Source organism: Halodurantibacterium daqingense, from assembly GCF_042666235.1.
In the GTDB taxonomy this organism is placed as follows: Bacteria; Pseudomonadota; Alphaproteobacteria; order Rhodobacterales; family Rhodobacteraceae; genus Halodurantibacterium; species Halodurantibacterium daqingensis.
This window is the reverse complement of record NZ_JBHTFQ010000006.1, coordinates 237,800-258,296: the sequence shown is the minus strand read 5'-3', so window position 1 is coordinate 258,296 and position 20,497 is coordinate 237,800. Positions and strand designations below refer to the sequence as shown.

Here is a 20,497-nt window from a genome sequence, read left to right as displayed (position 1 = left end):
CGGGCGCGGTGTCGAAGGGGTGGTGTCCGGGCCGCGAGGCCTTGAACGCCGCGGCTGGGGGTGGCACTCAAGAGACACCGGCTGTTCCCGACCGGCCGTTTCAGGATGCGACGGGGTCACAGACGCTACGGGCGCGTCAGGAAGGAGGGATCTGCCATGCGGCTGTTCATTCTGGGAGCGTCCGGCGGTGTCGGTCAGCGGCTTACGGAACAGGCACTTGCGCGTGGGCATGACGTGACGGCCCAGACGCGCACGGCGGCGAACATCACGGTGGTCCAGGGTGTCTCGGTTGCCGTGGGCCGACCCGACGATGAGATCTTCCTCAAGAAGAGCATGGCCGGCCATGATGCGGTGATCGTCTGTCTCGGGCTGGATCGCACATCCAAAACCACCCTGTTCTCGGACTCTACCCGTGCGGTGATTGCTGCCATGCAACAGACGGGCATCCGGCGCCTGATCGTCGTGACAGGTGTCGGCGCCGGTGAGACGAAGGGCCATGGCGGCTGGTTTTACAACCGCATCATCTTCCCGCTGTTCACGCGCAACCGCTATGCGGACAAGGATATCCAGGAGGCCATGATCGAGCGATCAGACCTCGACTGGACCATCCTGCGTCCTGCGCCGTTCAAGGCGCAGGCAGGGCAAGGAGAGTGGACGGTGGTCACCCAGGTCCCGCCGGGCCTTCAGTTGAAATCCGTCACCCGCGACGAGGTCGCCAGCTTCATTCTGGACTGCGTCGAAGGCCACCGCTTCCTTCATCAAAAACCCTTCTTCGGACGCAGCTGAGGCGTTCTCGGTCGCAGGGCCTGCGGCTGAACGGGCAGGCGGGGCCGAATGCTCGAAGCCGGCCTGATCCTGCCTGCGGCGGTGCAGGACTGCTGCCGCGGCACCCTGCCTGGCCGGGCGGCGCGCGCTCCGGGCACGGGTTGCGCCGGTTTCCCGCGGGCGTGCAGATGACGCGCCGCGGGCCACGGCAGCACCGATGATGCGCCCGGGTCAGGCTGCGGGGATCCTGGTGGTCCAGACCGGCCGCACGGGCGCCGCCGGGCGGCGCGACGACAGCCGGGCGAGCCTTTGCACCGGCAGCGCAAGCTGTCATGCAGTCCCTTGGGGCGATGCGGACATCTCTGCCTCCAACGGCTGCGGAACGGCGCGGTCGCGGCTTGCCCGGGCGCCGTTTGATGCTGTCGCAGATCGCCACGGCGTCCGGTGCGGCATCCGCCGACGCTCAGCCGGTCGATGTGTCCTTCCGGATCCCGGCCGGCAGCGAGCCGTCGGGAAGCTTCCGCGTCGCGACCCAGACCAGAGCCGTTACCGAGAGCAGAATCCCCGATACCATCCCGCCGATCGCCAGGAGGCCGCCGGCCGAAATGGCGACGTCGCTTTCGATCGAGACGCGGCCGAAGGCCATGCGCAGCCTGGCGGTATTGCGTTCGCTGCCGGTTTCGGTTGTGGCGGGCCGATCGTTTCTCATTCCTTCCCCCGTCATCCGGATCGTCTTTGCAACGCGGGGAACTGCCGGGATGTTCCGCCTTCCCAGACGAACTGCGAAGGGCGCACAGGGCTGTCGCGCCACCATGTGGGCCTTTCGGCAACGAAGCGGGAGGTGTCGGAACGGCGCGACGCGGCTACGAGCCGGACCGCGCCTCATGCCGCACGCCGGCCGAGGCTGCGCGGGTGATCCCGGTTCGGCTGCGCTCCGGCCCTGGGGCATGATCCTGCCCGAGCGCTCGCGGACGCTCCGGATCCCTGATCGGTGGGATGGCGGCGGCGGGAATGGCGGGTAGCGCCATCCCCTGCTGTCCCTGCCTAGCGGCTGATCAGCACCGAGCATTTCGCGTGGCGCACCACCCGGGCTGCGGTCGAGCCGATGAAATAGTCGCGCAGGTCGGGCCGGTGCGAGGCGATCATGATCAGATCGGCCCCGTGATCTGCTGCGGCCTCGAGAATTGCGGTCGCCGGGCTGCCCTGGCGCACTTCGCAGTCGGCGGCGGCGGACTGGGCGGCGGCAAGGTCGCGCAGTTCGACCATGGCCTCGGCCTTGCGCGCACTCAGCACATCGCGCGGCAGTTCGGCCACGATATAAGCCGGCACCTCTTCCAGCACATGCACCAGCTTGATGCTGCCGCCGGGTGCCAGCAGCCGCGTCGCCCGTTCAAGAAGCGGACCGCCGGTGGTGTCACCGCCCAGGGCCACCGCCACGATGATTGTCTGATACATGCGCATTTCCCTCCTGTGCATTCACGGGCAGGACTAGCGGCGCCCGCCGTCCGCGTCATTGATCCCGATCAAGTCAATCGCTTCCGAACAGATCCCGAGTGTAGACCTTCTGCGCCACATCGGCCAGTTCCGGCGCCTGGCGGTTGGCAAGGATCAGGTCGGCCTCGGCCTTGAACAGGTCCAGATCGCGCACCACGCGCGACCGGAAGAAATCCGGCGCGTCCAGGGCGGGCTCATAGACGATGACCTCGATGCCCTTGGCCTTGATCCGCTTCATGATCCCCTGAACGGAACTGTCGCGGAAGTTGTCCGAGCCCTGCTTCATGGTCAGGCGATAGATCCCCACCACCTTGGGGCTCTGCGCGATCACCTGATCGGCGATGAAATCCTTGCGGGTGCGGTTGGACTCGACGATCGCCCGAATCAGGTTCTGCGGCACCGCGTCGTAATTGGCCAGAAGCTGCTTGCTGTCCTTGGGCAGGCAATAGCCGCCATATCCGAACGAGGGGTTGTTGTAATGGGCGCCGATGCGCGGGTCATGGCCGACACCTTCAATGATCTGGCGGGGGTCCAGCCCGTGCACGAGGGCATAGCTGTCCAGTTCGTTGAAATAGGCGACGCGCATTGCAAGATAGGTGTTGGCGAACAGCTTGATCGCCTCGGCCTCGGTGGGGTCGGTCAGGAGAACCGGTGCATCCTTGCGGATGGCGCCCTCCAGAAGGAGGTCGGCAAAGGCCTGGCCCCGGGGGCTGCGTTCGCCCACCACGATGCGGGACGGGTACAGGTTGTCGTGCAGCGCACGGCCTTCGCGCAGGAACTCCGGCGAGAACAGGATACGGTCGCAGCCGGTCTGTTCGCTCAGGTGACGGACATAGCCGACGGGGATGGTGGACTTGATGACCATCACCGCCTGCGGGGCGATGCGGCGCACCTGGTCAACCACCTGCTCGACCGTCCGGGTGTCGAAGCGGTTGGTTTTCGGATCATAGTTGGTGGGCGTCGCAATGATGACCCAATCGGCGCCGGCATAGGCGCTTTCGGGATCGGTCGTTGCGCGCAGCTTCAGCCGCCCGCTGGCAAGATAGGTGCTGCAGTCGGCATCCTCGATCGGCGAAAGGCCGGCGTTCACGGCGGCAGTTCTGCCGTGATCGGGGTCGCAGGCCACCACCTCGTGGTTCTGGGCAAGCAGGATCGCGTTCGAAAGCCCCACATATCCCAGTCCCGCAATCCCGATCTTCATTTCGCTCTCCGTTGCTGCTGCTGTGTCTTTCTGCACCCCCCTCACGTCCGTGGCAACCGCATCCAGATGTTGTGGTGGCTGGCAGGAGGTGATTCTGTCGCCTGGCTGCCCCGCGGGCCGCTTCGAAGCGCGGCGGCCCGGACCGGCGGGCCCTGTTGCAAAAAATCCCGCAGTGCCGGGGCAGAAGCCCGGCGCGACTTCTCCACCGCTCCGCTTGCGTCGCTGCCTGCGGCCCTGTGGAAAAACGCGCGCTTATCCACCGAACTGTCCCTGTTGTGGATAACTCCGTCCACGGCTTGCGATCTGACGCTGCCTCAAAAGCGAAGGATCTCCGCTGCGATTCGTCATTGACGGCGGGGGCCTGTCTGCGTCAGGTTGTGCTGGATCGGTAAACCACCACAACATTTAGTGGCCGTTGGGCCAGCCCGCACTGCGCACCGGCGTCTGTGCGCCTGGCTTCGTGATCCGGCGGCAAACGAGGGCAGCAAGATGAAGATCGAACGCAAGTTTACCTGCGCAGGGCAGGATGCCTATGCGGCCATCGGGTTCACGACGACCGTGTCCGAAATCCGCAACCCCGATGGAACGGTGGTTTTCCGAAACGAGGCGGTCGAAGTCCCCCAAGGCTGGAGCCAGGTGGCCTCGGACGTTCTCGCGCAGAAATATTTCCGCAAGGCGGGCGTGCCGGCGCGGCTGAAACGCGTGCGTGAAAAGGGCGTGCCCGAATTCCTGTGGCGCTCGGTTCCCGATGAGGCCGCGCTGGCCGAGCTGCCGGAATCCGAACGCTTCACCGGCGAAACCAGCGCGCGCCAGGTCTTTGACCGGCTGGCCGGCGCTTGGGCCTATTGGGGCTGGAAGGGCGGCTATTTCACCGCCGAATCCGATGCCCGCGCCTATTTCGACGAAATGCGCGTGATGCTGGCGCGCCAGATGGCCGCGCCGAACAGCCCGCAATGGTTCAACACCGGCCTGCACTGGGCCTATGGCATCGACGGGCCGAGCCAGGGCCATTTCTACGTCGACTACAAGACCGGCAAGCTGGTGAAATCCGACAGCGCCTATGAACACCCGCAGCCCCATGCCTGCTTCATCCAGTCGGTCAGCGACGATCTGGTGAATGACGGCGGGATCATGGATCTCTGGGTGCGCGAGGCGCGTCTGTTCAAATACGGCTCGGGGACGGGCACGAACTTTTCCTCGCTTCGCGGCGAGGGCGAGAAACTGTCGGGCGGGGGCAAGTCTTCGGGGCTCATGGGCTTCCTCAAGATCGGCGACCGCGCGGCCGGCGCGATCAAGTCGGGCGGCACGACCCGGCGCGCGGCCAAGATGGTGATCTGCGACATGGATCACCCCGATATCGAGCAGTTCATCAACTGGAAGGTCATCGAGGAACAGAAGGTCGCAAGCCTTGTCGCCGGCTCCAAGGCGCATGAGGCGCAGCTGAACGGGATCTTCGCCGCCGTCGCGCAATGGGACGGGCTGGCCGAGGATGCCGCCGACCCCGCAAAGAACGGCGCGCTGAAATCCGCGATCCGCAGCGCGAAAAAGGCGATGATCCCCGAAACCTATATCAACCGCGTGCTGCAATATGCGCGGCAGGGCTTCACCAGCATCGAGTTTCCCACCTATGACACCGACTGGGATTCCGAGGCCTACAGCACCGTTTCGGGCCAGAACTCCAACAACTCGGTCCGGGTGACGGATGCGTTCCTGCAGGCCGTGCGCGATGATGACGACTGGGCGCTGATCCGGCGCACCGATGGCCGCGTCTCGAAAACCGTCAAGGCGCGCGAGCTTTGGGATCAGGTCGGCCATGCCGCCTGGGCCTGCGCCGACCCGGGCATCCAGTTCCACGACACGGTCAACGCCTGGCACACCTGCCCGGCGGATGGCGAGATCCGCGGCTCGAACCCCTGTTCGGAATACATGTTCCTCGACGACACGGCCTGCAACCTTGCCTCGATGAACCTGCTGACCTTCTATCGCGACGGGCGCTTCGATGCGGACGGATATGTCCATGCGACGCGGCTCTGGACGCTGACGCTGGAAATCTCGGTGCTGATGGCGCAGTTCCCCAGCCGGGAAATCGCGCAGCGGTCCTATGACTTCCGCACGCTGGGCCTGGGCTATGCCAATATCGGCGGGCTTCTGATGAACATGGGGCTCGGCTACGACTCGGCTGCGGGGCGCGCGCTCTGCGGGGCGCTGACGGCGGTGATGACGGGCGTTTCCTATGCCACCTCGGCGGAAATCGCGGGCGAGGTCGGAACCTTCCCCGGCTATGCCAGGAACCGCGAGCATATGCTGCGGGTGATCCGCAACCACCGCACCGCCGCCTATGGCAGGACCGAGGGCTATGAGGGGCTGGCGGTCAAGCCCGTGGCCCTCGACCACGCGAACTGCCCCGATGCGCGGCTGGTGGCGCTTGCGCAATCCGCCTGGGACGACGCGCTGCGCCTGGGCGAGGCGCATGGCTATCGCAACGCGCAGGCCACCGTGATCGCCCCCACCGGCACCATCGGGCTGGTGATGGATTGCGACACGACCGGGATCGAGCCCGACTTCGCGCTGGTCAAGTTCAAGAAGCTGGCGGGCGGCGGCTATTTCAAGATCATCAACCGCTCGGTCCCCGCGGCGCTGGAAACGCTTGGCTATTCGTCGTCGCAGATCGAGGAAATCATCGCCTATGCGGTGGGCCATGGCAGCCTTGGCAACTGCGCCGGGATCAACCATGCCGCGCTGATCGGCCACGGATTCGGCGAGGCGGAGATCGCCAAGATCGAGGCCGCGCTGCCCTCGGCCTTCGACATCCGCTTTGTCTTCAACCAGTGGACGCTGGGCGCGGATTTCTGCACCGGCACGCTGGGCATCCCCGCGGATCGTCTGGCCGACCCGACCTTCGACCTGCTGCGCCATCTCGGCTTTACCCGCGCGCAGATCGACGCCGCGAACGACCACGTCTGCGGGACGATGACGCTGGAAGGCGCGCCCTTCCTCAAGCCGGAGCATTACGCCGTCTTCGACTGCGCCAACCCTTGCGGGAAGAAGGGCAAGCGGTATCTGAGCGTGGACTCGCACATCCACATGATGGCGGCGGCGCAAAGCTTCATCTCGGGCGCGATTTCCAAGACGATCAACATGGCCTCGACCGCCACGATCGAGGATTGCAAGGCCGCCTATGAACTGTCGCACAGCCTTGGCATCAAGGCCAACGCGCTTTACCGCGACGGGTCCAAGCTCAGCCAGCCGCTCGCATCGGCGCTGGTCGAGGATGACGAGGAGGCCGAGGAAACGCTCGCCACCGGCACGCCGATCGAAAAGGCGCAGGTGATCGCGGAAAAGATCGTCGAAAAGCTGGTGGTGAAAGAGATCATCCGCAGCCACCGCGAAAAACTGCCGGAACGCCGCAAGGGCTATACGCAAAAGGCCATCGTCGGCGGCCACAAGGTCTATCTGCGCACCGGCGAATACAAGGACGGCACGCTGGGCGAGATATTCATCGACATGCACAAGGAAGGCGCGGGCTTCCGGGCGATGATGAACAACTTTGCCATCGCCGTGTCCGTGGGCCTGCAATATGGCGTGCCGCTGGAGGAATTCGTCGAGGCCTTCACCTTTACCCGGTTCGAGCCGGCGGGGATGGTGCAGGGCAATGACAGCATCAAGAACGCGACCTCGATCCTCGACTACATCTTCCGGGAACTGGCGGTCAGCTATCTGGACCGCACCGATCTGGCCCATGTGAAACCGGCCGGCGCTTCGTTCGACGACCTGGGCCGCGGCGACGAGGAGGGCAAGCCCGCCCCGGCCGAGGCCGATGCGGCGAGCCGTGGCCTTGCCGTGCTCAAGCAGATCAGTTCGACCGGCTATCTGCGCAAGCGGGTGCCGCAGGAACTGGTGGTGCTGCAGGGCGGCGTGCAGGGGGCGACGGCGCTGTCGCCGCAGGCCGTGCTGGCCCAGAGCACCAGCCACGTCGCGGTGGCCGAGACGCTGACGGTGGCGCCGCTGGACGCCCGGGCGCGGGCGCGGATGCAGGGCTATGAGGGCGATCCCTGCGGGGATTGCGGCAACTACACGCTGGTGCGCAACGGCACCTGCATGAAGTGCAACACCTGCGGCGGCACCAGCGGCTGCAGCTGAGGGTGCTGTCGCCGCCCCGGACGGGCGGCGGCGGCGGTCCCGGGCGGGTTCGGTGACAAGACCCTCTGCCGCCGTCGCGCCGAGGGGCAGCAGCGCCGCCTTGCGCCGGCGCCCGTTTCAGCGGCTGCTCTGGGCAGCGAGAACGGGCGAAGCGGGGGTCACCACCTGCCGGCACCGCGTCCTCGGGTCGCCGCGCCCCCGGAAGGGGCCTTCCGCCACGTCGGGTGCCCACCTGCCTTCTGCAATTGTCTGCAGCCTGACCGCTGCAGCCCCCCAAGGCGGACCGCTGCCGCGGCACACCGCCGGAACAGACTGAGGAATTCGAATGGAACTGCTTGTCGGCGCCCGGCGCATCACCCCCTCGGCCATCCGTCGGATTGCCGGCGGCGTCACAGCCACCTTGCGGGGCGACGCGCTGATCTCGCTTCTGGATGCCACCTTTCACGGCAAGGGATCGGTCGAGGTGATCGGCGGGGATCTGGACCGCCGCCCGATGGATGTCGCTGCGATCGAGATGTCAGGCGGCGACACGACCGTGACCCTGATCTGCAGCGGTCCGGCCAGAACGCTGATGTGACGGCGCGGTCATAGCGGACGAAGCACTCTCGACCCGGCACCGCCCGCACACGTCCCAGCCCGTGCCCAGCACCACCTGTCATGGGCTTCGCCGACCGCCTGATGGATCGCGGCCCCGCTCCGCCCGGCAAGCGCCTTGGCTTCGGGACGATGCTGCGGTGGCGCCACGGTTGCGCCGGGCAGGTGCCACAGTGACTTCGCCAATCGCGCCCAACGCCACCAGACGTGCCTTAGGCCCATGTTCATGCCACGCATGTCGGCAGGGCTGCGGCCGAAGGCCATGGGATCCTGTCGCATCGGTGGCTTATCAGCTTGGGGACTGCGCGACTCAGGCGATGCAGTCGCGGGGCAGGACCGGGTTGGCGCGCGGGAGCCCCCTTTGCGCAGCATCCTCCCCCGTTCAGGGCGGGCGCCCCTTGGCCCGAGCCGGGCTCCCCTGGCCTTCGGGATGGGCGGCAGCTTGGTCCTGCGGCTATTCCGCAGGCGGCCGGCCGCCCAAGGCCTCGTCCAGTTCCCGCGCAAGCCGGGCCTCTTCCTCGGCCTTGGGCGTCGTCAGACGGGCGAGCAGCAGATAGGCCACCGGCGTCAGATAAAGCGTGGAAACCGTGGCAAGGCCAAGACCGCCCACGATGATCCAGCCCAAAGCCTCGCGCGCCTCGGCACCGGCACCGAAGGAAAAGATCAGCGGCACGCCCCCCAGCACGGTCGAGGCCATGGTCATCATCACCGGCCGCAGACGGATGGTCGAGGCGTCGAAGATCGCGCTTGCCACATCCTTGCCCTGATCGCGCAACTGGTTGGCGAATTCCACGATCAGGATGCCGTTCTTGGCCATGATCCCCACCAGCAGCACCAGCCCGATCTGGGAATAGACGTTCAGGCTGCCCCCGGTCAGCGCCAGCGCGAACAGCGCACAGGCCAGCCCCAGCGGCACCGTCGCCATCACGATCACCGCCGAGACAAAGCTTTCGAACTGCGCCGAGAGCACCAGAAACACCACGAGGATCGCAAAGCCGAAGGTCAGGATCAGCCCGCCCGCGGTTTCATCCAGCGTTGCCGCCTCGGCGAGCGGCACGATCCGGGCGCCCGCGGGCAGGATCTCGGCGGCCAGCTCCTCCACCTGCGCCAGCGCATCGCCCAGGGCCAGATCCGGGGTGAGCCCTGCGGTGATCTCGACCGCGCGCATCTGGCTTTCGCGGCCGAGTTCCGGGGCGACGGCGCGTTCCTCAAGCCGCACGAAGGCGGACATCGGAATCATCTGCCCGCCTCGGCCCTGCACGAAGATCCGCTCCAGATCGCCGGGATCGTTCACCGGCTGCGCCGTGGACAGCATGGTGATGTCGAAGCTCATGTCCTCGATGAACACGGTGCCGACGGTGCGACCATCCAGCACCGCCTGAAGCGCCTCGCCCAGCCCGTCGATGTCGATGCCCAGATCCGAGGCGCGGGAACGGTCCACCTCGATGAACAATTGTGGCTGGGTGGTTTCATAGGACAGACGCACCTGACCCATCGCCGGATCGTCCTGCAACCGTTCGACCAGGCGCTGCGCCGCGCTGCCAAGCGTGTCATAGCTGTTGCCGACCACGGCAAAGCGCAGCCCCTGGCCTGCGCCGCGGATGCCCAGCGAATTGGGCTGGATCGCGAAGGCCTGCACGCCGATCACGCCGCGCAGCGCGCCGTTGATCTCGGACACGATCTCCTGCTGGCTGCGGCTGCGCTGGTCCCAGGGGGCCAGCGTCATGACGATGAAGCCGCGGTTGTCGCCCCCGGTGCCGGCGATGGCAAAGAGGCTGCTGACCTCGCCGCTGGCGCGCAGCGGGGCGACCAGCGCCTCGATCTCCTGCATCTTGGCGTTGGTATAGTCGAGCGAAACCCCCTGCGGCGCCCGGACACTCAGCAGCGCGACCGAGCGGTCCTCGGAGGGCGTGACCTCCTGCCGGATGCCACCGGCGATCATCACCGCGGTCAGGCCGAAGATCGCAGCGGCTGCGATCACCACCAGCGGCGCGGCCAGCGCCCCGCGCAGGCTGGCGGCGTAAAGCCCCTGAAGCCGGTTGCCCAGCCGCAGGATCGGTCCGTCCTCCTCGCCGGTGGCCGCGCGCGTCAGCAGGCGGCTGGCCAGCACCGGGCAGAGCGTGAGCGCCACCACCGAGGACAGGAGCACCGCAATCGCCAGCGTGAAGCCGAATTCGCGAAACAGCCCGCCGGTCTGCCCCGGCAGGAACGACAGCGGAATGAATACCGCCGCCAGCGTGGCGGTGGTGGTGACGACGGCAAAGAACACCTGCTGCGTGCCCAGAACGGCGGCGGCGCGCGGGCCCATGCCCTCGGCCCGCCGGCGCACGATGTTCTCCAGCACCACGATCGCATCATCCACCACCATCCCCGTCGCCAGCACCAGCGCAAGCAGGGTGAGGATGTTCACCGAAAACCCGGCCAGGTAGATCGCCGCCAGCGTTCCCACCAGCGCCACCGGCAGGGTGATCGCGGGGATCAGCGTCGCGCGCGCATCGCGCAGGAACAGGAAGATGATCGCCACCACGATCGCCACCGCCAGCCCCAGCGTCTTGAGCACCTCGGAAATCGCCCCGCGCACGAAGGTGGCCTCGTCGCTGGTGATGAAGATGCTGACGTCGGCTGGCAGGATCTCCTGCAACTCGTCCACGATGCCGGCCACGGCATCCGAGATATCAAGCGTGTTGCTTTGCGCCTGACGGATGATGCCAAGGCCGATGCCGCTTTGGCCATTCGCGCGCAGGATGCTTTCGCCGGGGGCGGGGCCCAGTGTCACCTGGGCCACATCGCCCAGCCGGATGTCGTCGCGGATCACCAGCGCCTCGAACCCCTCGGGGCTGGTCACGGCGGCGGTGGTGCGGACCTGGATGCTCTGGCTCGCGCTGGACAGCGCCCCGGCGGGGGCATCGAAGGACACGTTGCGCAGCGTGTTGCGCAGGTCCGCCAGGGTCAGGCCGCGGCTTGCCAGCTGCATCATGTCGATATCGACGCGGAACACCTGGTTGCGGTTGCCGAAGATCTGCAGATCCGCCACCCCGGGGGCCGAGATCAGCCGGTCCTCGACCAGATCCTCGACGATGCGGGTCAGATCCTGCACCGAGCGGCTGGACGAGGTGACGCCGATCCGGATCACCGCATCGGCATTGGCATCGGCCTTGACGATGCGCGGTTCATCCACCCCGTCGGGCAGGGTGTTGCGGATGCGGCCGATCGCATCGCGGATATCGGTGGCGGCGACATCCAGATTGACGCCATCGGCGAATTCGACCGTCACGCGGCTGCGTCCGAACGAGGAGGTCGAGGAAATCGCCCGCACGCCCGAGACACGGCCCACCGCGCCCTCGATATTGCCGGTGATCTCGCGGTCAACCGTCTCGGGGCCGGCGCCGGAAAAGCTGGTGGTCACGGTGACGACGGGGCGGTCCACATCGGGCAGTTCGCGCACCTCGACCCCGAAAAGCCCCGCCACGCCGGCAATCACGATCAGCGCCGACAGCACGAAGGCCAGGATGGGGCGGCGGACGAACAGCGCCGTGCCGGCGCCGGTGCGGATGGGATTGCCGGCCATCGGCTCAGCCCTCGACCGGGGCGGCGCTGGCGCGCGCCTCGGCATTCTCGCCGCGCTGGTCTGGCGCCGGGGCGGTGTGGTCCGGGGGCGCCGCCGCCCCGGCGGGGCCGGATGCGGATGCCCCATCGACCTGCACGGGTGCCCCTGGACGCAGATTGGTGACACCTTCGCGGATCACCACATCGCCGGCGGCAAGATCGCCCCGCACCAGGACCGTATCGGCCGTGCGCTGCATGATCCGCACGGGCACACGGGTGGCGCGCCCGTCGCGCACCGCCCAGACAAAGGCGCCCTCGGCCCCCCATTGCACCGAAAGCGGGTCCACCGCGGGCCATTCATCGCCCTCGAAGCGCAGGGTGATGGAAAAGGCCATCCCCGCGCGCAGATCGTCAAGCGGATTGTCCAGTTCGGCCTGCACCAGAAGCGACCGCGTGGTCTGGTCCACGCGGTTGTCGATGGCCCGGATCCGCCCCTCCAGCACCTGACCCGGCCGGGCAAGCGGCGCGATCAGGGCCGGATCGCCGGTGCCGACCCGCGCGACCAGCCGCTCCGGGATCCGGAACTCGATCAGCAGGCGCGACCGGTCGTCGATGCGGGTGATCTCGGTCTGGGGCGTGACCTGGGCGCCCGGCTCGATCGCGACGATGCCGACCGCACCGGCGATGGGCGCGGTCAGGATGCGCCGCGACAGGTCGAATTCGGCCTGCCGAAGCCCCAGACGGGCCGTCTCGACGGCAAGGGCCGCGTCGCGGATCGCGACCTCGGTCGCCGCGCCCGAGGCCTGCAGCCGCCCCAGACGCTCGGCGGTGGCCTCGGCATCGGCCAGCACCAGCCGCGCGCGTTCAAGCGCGATTTCCTCGGCCGCGCTGTCGATCCGGGCAAGAACCTGCCCCTCGCTCACCGTGTCGCCGGACCGCACCAGAACCTCGCTGATGCGCCCGCCCACCTCGGGGGTGATGACGACGGCGCGGATCGCCTGCGCGGTGCCGATGGCGGTGATCTCGTCATTCATCGTGCCGGTGCCGATCGGGCTGGCGATGACGCGCGCGCCGGCGCCCGGCGGCCCGCCGCCCGGCCGTGGCGCATCCGTCGCATCCATCGGGGCGATGACGCCGATCCGCTGCAACGGCGCCAGAAGCCCAATCCGTTCAAGTGTCGGTTGCGCGCCGGGGACGAAGGCGGCCCAGCCAAGAACCGCCGCAGCGGTCAGGAAAAGGGCGAGGGTCGCTTGTTTCCAAAGCGGCATACGGCGGGCTCCTTCGGCTTGCTTGGTTCGAAAATGCAGGAAGACACCCGAAAGGCAACGGGTTCCTGTGCATGATACGCAGGATGCCACCCGTTCCGGCGCAGGGATGCATCACTTTCGTGCGAGAAGGCCCATATGTGCCGGCGCGGGGGCAACGCGGCAACCGCGGCCGGCGGAACACGTCCGGCGGGCCGGCAGCGCAGGGCAGTCAGTCCCGCGACCGCAGGCGTCAGAACCTTCGCCCTGGTTCCGCCGCCGGCTGGCCCGGCGGTGCGCGGCCGGCGGAACGCGGTGCGGCGCCCGCGAAACAGCCTGAAGGTCGGCGCCCGCTCCTCGGGGGGATCAGCGGCTCAGCATGTGGAGTCGGCGCAGAACATGTCGTAGAGCAGGCCGACCATGCGCCGGGCCTTCGGATCGGCGATCGAATAGAAGATCGTCTTTCCCTCGCGCCGGGTCGCGACAACGCCTTCCAGCCGCAACCGGGCAAGCTGCTGGCTGACCGCGGCCTGCCGGGCTTCCAGCAGCGTCTCAAGCTCGGTCACCGATTTCTCGCCCGTCGCCAGGTGGCAGAGGATCATCAGCCGTCCCTCATGCGCCAGCGCCTTGAGAAACCCCGAGGCCGCCTGGGCATTGGCCATCATCTCGGCAGGCGAGGGCGCAGTGTCGGCACGGGTGTCGGAACGAGTGTCCGAGGGGTCGAACGGCATGGTCTTGTCCTTGTCCAGCAGGCCAGCGGCGCCGGCGTTCCCTGAGAACGCCCGGAGGGCCCATCCTTCCTCTTAGGCCGTTGCCCCGGCAGGCGGCAAGCCGACAGTGGGGTGCACGGGCCGCACCGGGGCGCGACGGGGGTCGCGGTCCTGCGATCATATTCATCTAATCTAATCTGACGTCGCAAGGGTTCAAGGGCTTTCCTGCGCCGACCCGCCCGCGCTAGGATGGTGCATGTCGAACCGTCCCCTGAACGAACTGCCGCCGCGCGCCCTGGTCCGCACCCTCTATGACCGGGCGGTCGCGGCCGCCGATCCTGCCGCGGCAGTGCGCCGCGCCCTGGAACAGGAACCGCTGCCCCGGCCGGCGCCGGGCGGGCGTCTGGTGGTCATGGCGTTGGGCAAGGCGGCCATGGCCATGGCCGGGGCCGCCGCTGCACTGTGCCCTTCCGACAGGGTTCTGATCATCACCACGCCCGCGATGGCAGGGCCGCTTGCGGGGGCCGAGGTGCTGGCGGGAGGCCATCCGGTTCCCGATGCCCGAAGCCTTGTGGCGGGCGAAGCGCTGGCGGCCGCGGCAGAGGGCCTCGGGCGTGGCGATGTGGCGCTGGTGCTGATCTCGGGCGGCGGCTCGGCGCTGGCGGTGGCGCCGGTTGCGGGCGTCAGCCTGGCCGACAAGGCCGAGGTCAGCCGGCTGCTTCTGGCCTCGGGCGCGGATATCGCCGAGATGAATCTGGTGCGGCAGTCCCTTTCACGGCTCAAGGGGGGCGGGCTTGCGCGGCTTGCGGCGCGCGCGCGGCTGCGGGCGCTGATCCTGTCGGATGTGGTGGGCGATGACCTGCGGGTGATCGCCTCGGGCCCGACGGCGGCCCCCCTTGGGCCACCGGACGCCGCGCAAAAGGTTCTGGTGGCGCGCGGGCTTTGGGACCGGGTGCCGCCCGCCGTGCGCCGCCATCTGGAGCACGCGCCCCCCGCGCCGCCCGCGGGGCAGGAGGTTGAAAACCGGCTGATCGGCTCGAATGCGCTGTCGGTGGCGGCGATGGCGCAGGGCACCGGCGGCCGGGTGGTGCAGCCGCTGGTCGGCGATGTGGCCGAGGCCGCCGCCCGGATCTGGGACTGCGCCGGGCCGGGCCTGACGCTCTTTGGCGGGGAAACGACCGTGACCCTGCGGGGCACCGGGCGCGGCGGGCGCAATCAGGAACTCGCCCTGCGCGTCGCGCTTCTGGCCGAGGAGCGCGGCATCACCGCGCCCTTCGTCTTTCTGTCCGGGGGCACCGATGGCCGCGACGGCCCGACCGATGCCGCAGGCGCCGTGGTCGATGGGGGCACGCTGGCGCGGATCCGTGCCGCGGGGATCGATCCGCGGGCGGCGCTGGCCGAAAACGACAGCTATCCTGCGCTGGCGGCGGCGGGCGATCTGCTGCTGACGGGCGAAACCGGCACCAATGTCGCCGATGTGCAGGTGATGCTGCGCTAAAGCAGCATCAACCCGGCCAGAACCAGTGCCGCCAGAAACAGCGTTTCCGCCACGAGAAGCGAGATCGCCGCCCCGCCCACCTGCAACAGGCGCGGAATCGAGGTTTTCATGCCCACGGCGGCGATGGCGGTCAGCAGCGCCCAGCGTGACAGGCTGGCCGCGGTCTCATGCGCCCAGGGCGGCACCAGATGCAGCGAATTCAGCGCCGCCAGCACGAGGAAGGCGATGACAAAGCCCGGAACCAGCGGCGGCCGGCTGGCGCTGGCTTCGCCCCGCGCGCGCAGGACCAGCGCCGCCATCAGCACCACCGGGGCCAGCATGGTCACGCGGATCAGCTTGACCATCGTCGCCATTTCGCCGGTTTCCTCCGAGACGGAGAAGCCCGCGCCGACAACCTGCGCGACATCATGGATCGTCGCCCCCAGAAACACCCCCGTCGCGCGGTGATCCAGCCCAAGCGCACCGGCAAGCATCGGGTAAAGGATCATCGCGACGGTCGAGAGCACCGTGACACCGACGACGGCAAAGACCAGATCCCGCTCGCCCCCTTCGCGTCGGGGCAGCACCGCCGCGATGGCCAGCGCCGCCGAGGCGCCGCAGATCGCCACCGACCCGCCGGTCAGAAAGCCGAAGGCGCGGTCCTGGCCGAAGGCGCGGGTGACCAGCAGGCCGAAGCCGATGGTCAGCGCCACGCCACCGATCACCAGCGCCAGAAGCCCCGGACCCAGCGACAGGAACATCTCGGCGCTGATGCGCAGCCCCAGCAGCGCCACCCCCAGCCGCAAGATGCCTTTGGCCGCAAAATCGACCCCCTCGACGGTGCGCCCCTCTTCCGAGAGGAAATGCAGCGCGATGCCCAGAAGGATCGCCATCAGCATCGCCGGGGCGCCATAGTGCTCGGAGAGGAACTGCGCGGTGGCGGCAACAAGCCCCGCCACGGCAAGGCCGGGCAGAAGCGCGTGCCAGCGGGGCGGGATCAGCGAGGGTAGGCTCGGCACATGGCATCCGATCAGCAGGTTGAGGGCAGGCGGTGCAACCGCACGTGGTGAGTGTTATGCCCATTCGCCGCAGGCGTCGAGGCCCGCATGCCGCTGTGCCGGATCCTCGCCCCGATCGCCGGGGCGGCATGACGCGCCTTGCAGGGCGGCCATCGGCGGCGGCCTGGAGCGGGGGGGGCGAGCTGACCGGCCGGGCGCTTTCAGGTCTCGGCCGGGAAAGGGCGCCGCGGCGTCCTGCCCGAGGGCCCGCAGCCCTGCGCCGCCCGCGCGCATCGCAAGCTGACGGCGAGCAGGCCCGTGCCCGCGTCCGGGCGGCGCGGCGCTCGGGGCCGCGAAGGGCGCTCCGGTCGGTGCCCAGGCGCCGGGTTTCGCCCGAGGCCCCACTCGCGCCGCGGCGTCATGCAGCGCGGGCACCCGCGAACCGGCCGCCGGGCAGGGCAGGGTGCCGCCGCCCCGCTTCGGCCCGGAAGCGCATCTCGCCGCGTCTGGGGCGCGGCGGCGGCCCGCCTGATGCGCGCCCGGCCGTGGCCCGGGGGCCAAGAGGGACGGGCCGTGCCGGCCAGATCGGGAATGCCGGGTCCGGCCTGCGGCGGGTGGCTCTCCCGGGCGGGCTCAGTTCAGATCTGCCGCCCGTGCGGCGCCCACCTCGGCTTCTGCCTCGGCAATCGCGGCCTCGAATCGGGAAAGAACCTCTGCACCATCGGGAACGTTGGCGGTGAACCAGTCGAAGGCGGGGGCGGCGGCGGTGCGGAAGGCCTCCTTTTCCTCGGCGGTCGGCACGTAAAGGTCGCCGCCGGCCTGAACGAAGGCCTCATAGGCAGCGATCTCCTTGCGCTTGGGGCTGGCGAAGGTGGCCTGCTGAAGATCATGAAACCCGTCCACGACCACCTGGCGCAGATCCTCGGGCAGCGAGAGGAACCGTTCGTTCGACATCCACCAGAAGGCGCCCATGTAGCTGTGCTGATCGAGCGTCAGATACTTGAGCCCGGCATCGGTGAACTTCATGTTCATGATGTCGGTGATACCGTTCGCGGTGCCTTCCACCACCCCGGTCTGCAACGAGGTGAACAGCTCGGGCCAGGGAATCGGCGTGGGCGCGGCGCCAAGCCCGGTGGTCAGCACCTGCGGCAGGTCGGCAGGCACGGTGCGCAGCTTGAGCCCGGCCAGATCGGCCGGTGTCTGCACCCGGTGGCGGGTGTTGGCATAGCTGCGCCAGCCGCCGGTATTGCCGACCGTCATCAGGCGGATCGTGTCGCCGCTGTCCTCCAGCGCGCGGTCGCGCAGATAGCGCACGAAATCGCCCGACAGCACATGTTCGGCGATACGGTCGTCATTCATCAGATAGGGCAGGTCCAGCACCTGGATATAGGGAAACAGCCCCGCCGCCCCGCCCGAGGTCGCCATGTAGATGTCGATGGAGCCATCGGCCACGCCCTGCAGGCATTCCTCGCCCGTGGCACAGAGCTGGGTGCCCATGAAGATCTCGACGGCGATCCGGCCGTTCGAGGCATTCTCGACGTATTTCTTGAACACCACGAGGCCGTCGTAATCCTCGTCGTCGGTGTTTGAATTGGCGGTGGCGCGCAGGGTATGGTCCTGTGCGGCAGCCATGCCCGCCGCGCCGCATATCACCGCGGCCAGCAGAAGCGATCCGATCCGTGTCTTGGGCATGTCTTTCTCCCTGTTGTCTCAGGTCAGTTCAGGAACCCCGCAAGGCGCGGGATCGTCAGCGAAAGCGCGGGGACATAGGTGATGGGGAAGATCACCGCGATCTCGACGGCAAGGAAGGGCAGGATCGCGCGGGCGATATGCTCCACCCGCGCGCCCGATACGCTTGAGGCGACGAACAGCACCAGCCCCATGGGCGGTGTGGCAAGGCCCACGGTCAGGTTCACGCTCATGATGATCGCGAAATGCACCGGGTCCACGCCCATCGCGGTGAAGATCGGCCCGAGGATCGGCCCGAGGATGATGATCGCCGGCCCCGCATCCAGAAACATTCCCACCACGAACAGCAGCAGGTTGATGAGGAACAGCAGAATCAGCGGGTTCTCCGACAGGCCAAGGATGACGCCGGCCAGTATCTCGGGCGCATGTGACAGGCTCACGACGGTCTTGAAGGCCATCGCCGCGCCCACCAGCAACAACACCACCGCCGAGGTCAGCCCGGCCCGGCCCAGCACATCGGGCAGATCGCGCAGCCGCAGCGTGCGCAGCACGAACAGCCCGATCAGCAGCGCATAGGCCACCGCGACCGCAGCGGCCTCGGTTGGGGTGAAGATGCCGGCCAGAATGCCGCCCAGGATGATGACCGGCGTCATCAGCGGGAAAAAGGCCCTGAGGCTGGCCTGGCCGCGTTCGGGCCAGCTGTGGCGGCGGGTGGCAACCGGAAAGTCGTGGCGCTCGGCCATGATCTTGACCATGACCATCAGCCCCAGCCCCACAAGGATGCCTGGCACGATGCCGGCCATGAACAGCGCCGCCACGCTTTCGCCCATCACATAGGCATAGATGATCATGATGCCCGAGGGCGGGATGATCGGCCCGATCACCGAACTTGCGGCAGTGATCGCGGCGGCAAAGCGGCGGGTATAGCCCTGCTTTTCCATCGCGGGGATCAGCATGGACCCAAGCGCCGACGTATCCGCCACCGCCGAGCCGGAAAGCCCTGCGAACAGCATCGACGACAGGATGTTCACATGCGCAAGCCCGCCGCGCAGATGGCCCATCAGCGCCTGCGCAAACTCGACCAGCCGCAGGGTGATGCCGGCGCGGTTCATCAGCTCGCCCGCCAGCATGAAGAACGGGATCGCCATCAGCGGAAAGCTGTCCATGCCGTTGTAGACATTGCGGTAGAGCAGCGCGATGTCGCGTTCCTGCCCGTTGAGCCAGAGCATGAGCCCCGGCGCCGCGACGAGGCCGAAGAACACCGGCAGGCCGATCATCAGGAACAGCAGGAACAGCGGCAGGAACAGCACCAGCATCATTCCGCCCCCGCCGTGGCACCGGGAATGGGCGGCAGCCGTGCCGCCCCGCCCGCCAGCGCGATGATGCCGCGCAGGATCAGCTCGGCATTGACCAGAAGCATGAGGCAGACCCCCACATGCAGCGACATCATCATCCAGGCGCGGGGCACCTTGGCCCAGCCCGCGCCGGTGGGATAGTAAAGCGAGGTCGTGGTGAAGCGGCCGCCGATGCCGGTGACCTCGGACCAGCCGATGCGGAAGGCCACGACCAGCACCGCCATCATCAACCCCAGAAGTGCCAGCGACAGCAGCGCCCCGATGCGGGGCGGCAGCATCCGCACCCCCATGTCGATCGCCACGAACCCGCCACGGCGCAAGGCGGTCGGCGCCATCAGCCCGGTCATCCAGAGCATCAGGAACCGCGCCGCCTCGTCCGGCCAGGGCAGGGCGTTGTTCAGCGCATATCGGAAGAAGACCTGCAGCAGGATTGCCGCGACCATCGCCGCCACTGCAAGAATGCCCAGGGCCCGGCCTGCGGCCAGCAGGATGTCGTTGGTGATCCTCAGCGGCGTCAGAAGCCGCAGCAACACGCCCATGGCGCCCTCTCCCGCCTTGACCGGCCTGACAGCCGGTGTGCGCAGGCCAATGGCCGGCGCGGTCGTTCGTCCGGGCTCAGCCCTCGGGCAGGAACCTGCCATAGCGGCCGGCGGAAAACACCAGCGGCTCGCCCTGGCGGAGGCTTGCCCGCAGCACCCGGCCCACGATGATCGCGTGATCGCCTGCATCATGGGCAGCCACCTGTTCGCATTCGAACCGCGCAAGGCAACCGGCCAGCAGCGGGGTTCCGGCATCGCTGAAGGCGATGCCCGGCAGCTCGAAGCTTGCCCCCGGGCGCACGAAATGCCGGCAGAGCGCATGTTGATCCGCTGCCAGCACATGAATGGCATACTGGCGCGCGCTCATGAACCTTTCAAAGCGGCTGGACGATTTGGCCGGCGACCAGAGCACCAGCGCCGGGTCAAGCGACACGCTGGCAAAGCTGTTCGCAGTCAGCCCGACCGGTCCCGCATCGCCCCCGGCGGTCACCACGGTGATACCGGTGGCAAACCGCCCCAGCGCATCCCGAAAGACGCGCGCGGTCGCCGGGCCCGGAACAAAACTCTCGTCGCTCACGCCGTACCCTCCGTCCGGCATTACGGCACCCCCTGTTCACGGCCCGGTGCGGAAAATCCGACCGGGGCCGCATGGCTCACGCTGACCTTCGACACCACGCCGGCGCGGCGGATGCAGTCGGGTCCATCGGCGCCCAGACCTGCACTGATACCCGCCGGTTGCGCAAGA

General features: G+C 68.1%; 15 protein-coding genes. 4 read left to right on the top strand and 11 right to left on the bottom strand.

All coding sequences use genetic code 11. The annotated features are described in order from the left end of the window. Positions 1 to 156 precede the first annotated feature (156 nt). Positions 157 to 786: an NAD(P)-dependent oxidoreductase gene (locus tag ACFQXB_RS12810; RefSeq protein WP_377404325.1), complete on the top strand. Its 630-nt coding sequence runs from the start codon at positions 157 to 159 to the stop codon at positions 784 to 786. Positions 787 to 1,228: 442 nt separating this feature from the next. On the opposite strand, the gene ACFQXB_RS12805 is transcribed toward ACFQXB_RS12810, so the two are convergent. The 3 genes from ACFQXB_RS12805 to ACFQXB_RS12795 all read right to left on the bottom strand — a co-directional run bounded on the left by ACFQXB_RS12805 (position 1,229) and on the right by ACFQXB_RS12795 (position 3,460). After that, the gene (locus tag ACFQXB_RS12805; protein ID WP_377404322.1) at positions 1,229 to 1,474 is read right to left on the bottom strand and encodes a hypothetical protein; all 246 of its coding nucleotides are present in this window, start codon (positions 1,472 to 1,474) and stop codon (positions 1,229 to 1,231) included. A gap of 335 nt (positions 1,475 to 1,809) precedes the next feature. Continuing rightward, a complete protein-coding gene (locus tag ACFQXB_RS12800) occupies positions 1,810 to 2,220 on the bottom strand; it encodes a universal stress protein (RefSeq protein WP_377404319.1) in 411 nt (136 codons plus the stop codon). Positions 2,221 to 2,293: 73 nt separating this feature from the next. After that, a complete protein-coding gene (locus ACFQXB_RS12795) occupies positions 2,294 to 3,460 on the bottom strand; it encodes a nucleotide sugar dehydrogenase (RefSeq protein WP_377404316.1) in 1,167 nt (388 codons plus the stop codon). Positions 3,461 to 3,949: 489 nt separating this feature from the next. Between ACFQXB_RS12795 and ACFQXB_RS12790 the strand changes: the two genes are divergently transcribed. Together ACFQXB_RS12790 and ACFQXB_RS12785 are read left to right on the top strand one after the other, a co-directional pair. Beyond that, positions 3,950 to 7,600, top strand: a complete 3,651-nt coding sequence (locus ACFQXB_RS12790) for a vitamin B12-dependent ribonucleotide reductase (RefSeq protein WP_377404313.1) — start codon at positions 3,950 to 3,952, stop codon at positions 7,598 to 7,600. A 325-nt stretch (positions 7,601 to 7,925) separates the two neighbouring features. Continuing rightward, positions 7,926 to 8,177: a hypothetical protein gene (locus tag ACFQXB_RS12785; RefSeq protein WP_377404310.1), complete on the top strand. Its 252-nt coding sequence runs from the start codon at positions 7,926 to 7,928 to the stop codon at positions 8,175 to 8,177. 471 nt (positions 8,178 to 8,648) lie between these two features. Here ACFQXB_RS12785 and ACFQXB_RS12780 read toward each other — a convergent pair whose 3' ends face one another. The 3 genes from ACFQXB_RS12780 to ACFQXB_RS12770 all read right to left on the bottom strand — a co-directional run bounded on the left by ACFQXB_RS12780 (position 8,649) and on the right by ACFQXB_RS12770 (position 13,715). After that, positions 8,649 to 11,762, bottom strand: coding sequence for an efflux RND transporter permease subunit (locus tag ACFQXB_RS12780; protein ID WP_377404307.1), 3,114 nt, complete (start codon positions 11,760 to 11,762; stop codon positions 8,649 to 8,651). A gap of 4 nt (positions 11,763 to 11,766) precedes the next feature. Next, positions 11,767 to 13,008: an efflux RND transporter periplasmic adaptor subunit gene (locus ACFQXB_RS12775; protein ID WP_377404304.1), complete on the bottom strand. Its 1,242-nt coding sequence runs from the start codon at positions 13,006 to 13,008 to the stop codon at positions 11,767 to 11,769. A 350-nt stretch (positions 13,009 to 13,358) separates the two neighbouring features. Then, entirely contained in the window at positions 13,359 to 13,715 is a 357-nt protein-coding gene (locus tag ACFQXB_RS12770) for a metalloregulator ArsR/SmtB family transcription factor (RefSeq protein ID WP_377404301.1), read from the bottom strand. Between the two features lie 235 nt (positions 13,716 to 13,950). Here ACFQXB_RS12770 and ACFQXB_RS12765 point away from each other — a divergent pair, with 235 nt between their 5' ends. Next, complete coding sequence (locus ACFQXB_RS12765) at positions 13,951 to 15,192, top strand: glycerate kinase type-2 family protein (protein ID WP_377404299.1); 1,242 nt, start codon at positions 13,951 to 13,953, stop codon at positions 15,190 to 15,192. On the opposite strand, the gene ACFQXB_RS12760 is transcribed toward ACFQXB_RS12765, so the two are convergent. From ACFQXB_RS12760 to ACFQXB_RS12740, 5 genes are all read right to left on the bottom strand, one after another. Next, complete coding sequence (locus tag ACFQXB_RS12760; protein WP_377404296.1) at positions 15,189 to 16,190, bottom strand: YeiH family protein; 1,002 nt, start codon at positions 16,188 to 16,190, stop codon at positions 15,189 to 15,191. The genes ACFQXB_RS12765 and ACFQXB_RS12760 overlap by 4 nt on opposite strands. A gap of 612 nt (positions 16,191 to 16,802) precedes the next feature. Then, positions 16,803 to 17,861 carry a TRAP transporter substrate-binding protein gene (locus ACFQXB_RS12755; protein ID WP_377404294.1) on the bottom strand — a complete coding sequence of 353 codons (1,059 nt, stop codon included), beginning with the start codon at positions 17,859 to 17,861 and terminating at the stop codon, positions 16,803 to 16,805. Positions 17,862 to 17,884: 23 nt separating this feature from the next. Then, positions 17,885 to 19,174 (bottom strand): TRAP transporter large permease, encoded by a 1,290-nt coding sequence (locus tag ACFQXB_RS12750; RefSeq protein ID WP_377404597.1) that lies wholly within the window; start codon positions 19,172 to 19,174, stop codon positions 17,885 to 17,887. Further along, entirely contained in the window at positions 19,174 to 19,752 is a 579-nt protein-coding gene (locus tag ACFQXB_RS12745) for a TRAP transporter small permease (protein ID WP_377404291.1), read from the bottom strand. The genes ACFQXB_RS12750 and ACFQXB_RS12745 overlap by 1 nt, the downstream gene beginning before the upstream one ends. A gap of 76 nt (positions 19,753 to 19,828) precedes the next feature. Next, positions 19,829 to 20,350 (bottom strand): flavin reductase family protein, encoded by a 522-nt coding sequence (locus tag ACFQXB_RS12740; protein WP_377404288.1) that lies wholly within the window; start codon positions 20,348 to 20,350, stop codon positions 19,829 to 19,831. Positions 20,351 to 20,497 lie beyond the last annotated feature (147 nt).

What these genes read in the sequence shown, in the direction of transcription:
- ACFQXB_RS12810 (WP_377404325.1), top strand. Translation starts at nt 157, where the DNA reads ATGCGGCTGTTCATTCTGGGAGCGTCCGGCGGTGTCGGTCAGCGGCTT.
- ACFQXB_RS12805 (WP_377404322.1), bottom strand. Translation starts at nt 1,474, where the DNA reads ATGAGAAACGATCGGCCCGCCACAACCGAAACCGGCAGCGAACGCAAT.
- ACFQXB_RS12800 (WP_377404319.1), bottom strand. Translation starts at nt 2,220, where the DNA reads ATGTATCAGACAATCATCGTGGCGGTGGCCCTGGGCGGTGACACCACC.
- ACFQXB_RS12795 (WP_377404316.1), bottom strand. Translation starts at nt 3,460, where the DNA reads ATGAAGATCGGGATTGCGGGACTGGGATATGTGGGGCTTTCGAACGCG.
- ACFQXB_RS12790 (WP_377404313.1), top strand. Translation starts at nt 3,950, where the DNA reads ATGAAGATCGAACGCAAGTTTACCTGCGCAGGGCAGGATGCCTATGCG.
- ACFQXB_RS12785 (WP_377404310.1), top strand. Translation starts at nt 7,926, where the DNA reads ATGGAACTGCTTGTCGGCGCCCGGCGCATCACCCCCTCGGCCATCCGT.
- ACFQXB_RS12780 (WP_377404307.1), bottom strand. Translation starts at nt 11,762, where the DNA reads ATGGCCGGCAATCCCATCCGCACCGGCGCCGGCACGGCGCTGTTCGTC.
- ACFQXB_RS12775 (WP_377404304.1), bottom strand. Translation starts at nt 13,008, where the DNA reads ATGCCGCTTTGGAAACAAGCGACCCTCGCCCTTTTCCTGACCGCTGCG.
- ACFQXB_RS12770 (WP_377404301.1), bottom strand. Translation starts at nt 13,715, where the DNA reads ATGCCGTTCGACCCCTCGGACACTCGTTCCGACACCCGTGCCGACACT.
- ACFQXB_RS12765 (WP_377404299.1), top strand. Translation starts at nt 13,951, where the DNA reads ATGTCGAACCGTCCCCTGAACGAACTGCCGCCGCGCGCCCTGGTCCGC.
- ACFQXB_RS12755 (WP_377404294.1), bottom strand. Translation starts at nt 17,861, where the DNA reads ATGCCCAAGACACGGATCGGATCGCTTCTGCTGGCCGCGGTGATATGC.
- ACFQXB_RS12750 (WP_377404597.1), bottom strand. Translation starts at nt 19,174, where the DNA reads ATGCTGGTGCTGTTCCTGCCGCTGTTCCTGCTGTTCCTGATGATCGGC.
- ACFQXB_RS12745 (WP_377404291.1), bottom strand. Translation starts at nt 19,752, where the DNA reads ATGGGCGTGTTGCTGCGGCTTCTGACGCCGCTGAGGATCACCAACGAC.
- ACFQXB_RS12740 (WP_377404288.1), bottom strand. Translation starts at nt 20,350, where the DNA reads ATGCCGGACGGAGGGTACGGCGTGAGCGACGAGAGTTTTGTTCCGGGC.